Annotated in this window: 2 protein-coding genes; both read right to left on the bottom strand. The window is 76.5% G+C overall.

Going from position 1 to position 744, the window contains the following annotated elements:
• Positions 1-117: 117 nt before the first annotated feature.
• Positions 118-396, bottom strand: coding sequence for an FmdB family zinc ribbon protein (locus tag D8M29_RS12720; RefSeq protein WP_041104378.1), 279 nt, complete (start codon positions 394-396; stop codon positions 118-120).
• 88 nt (positions 397-484) lie between these two features.
• On the bottom strand, positions 485-744 hold a 260-nt coding region (locus tag D8M29_RS12715), incomplete at its 5' end, for a 5-formyltetrahydrofolate cyclo-ligase (RefSeq protein WP_305034239.1).

Raw genomic sequence — 744 nt, 5'->3', positions numbered from 1 at the left:
CGCGCCGACCGGACATGAGGCCGGGGTCGAGATCGGCGCGGCCGAGGCCGAGCACGACCGCTGGCTGCGCGAGCAGCGCCCGCCCCACTGGGGCTGAGCCGGCCCGATCCGGCCGGGTCAGTCCGCGGGGGCGGAGGACGAGGACGACGTCGAGGACGTCGAGGACCCGGCGGCCGAGTCCGAGGTCGATCCGCCGGCCGAGCCGGTGCCCCCGGTGCCGGAGCGCGAGTCGGTCCGGTAGAACCCGGAGCCCTTGAAGCTCACGCCGACCGAGCCGTACTGCTTGCGCAGGACGCCGCCGCACGCGGGGCACTCGGTGAGGGCGTCGTCGGTGAAGGCCTGGACGACGTCGAAGGCGTGGCCGCAGTCCTTGCAGCGGTAGGCGTAGGTGGGCATGCTCAGCTCCAGCTCGCTCGGGGCGCGCCGGGGCGCGCGGTTCTGGGGGGATCCGACCCCCGATGCTACTCCGCGCCGCGGGCCGGGCTCAGACCCAGCGCAGCCCGGCCGCGGTGACGACGCCGTCCACGGGCCGGTCCGTGGGCTCGGCAGGGATGGCGCCCGCCGGCAGCAGCTCGTCCTCGAACACGAGGGCCACGGTCGGCACGCTCCGCGGCAGCTCGGCGAGGAAGCGGTCGTAGTAGCCCCCGCCCTGGCCCAGGCGCATCCCGTCCTCGGCCACCGCGAGCGCCGGCATGACCACCGCGGTCGCCGCCGCCAGCGCGTCGGTCCCGAGCCGTTCGCCCA

This window comes from Micrococcus sp. HSID17227 (assembly GCF_003989405.1).
In the GTDB taxonomy this organism is placed as follows: Bacteria; Actinomycetota; Actinomycetes; order Actinomycetales; family Micrococcaceae; genus Micrococcus; species Micrococcus luteus.
Note: the sequence above shows the minus strand (reverse complement) of the source record. Positions and strands in the feature narration are given on the sequence as shown.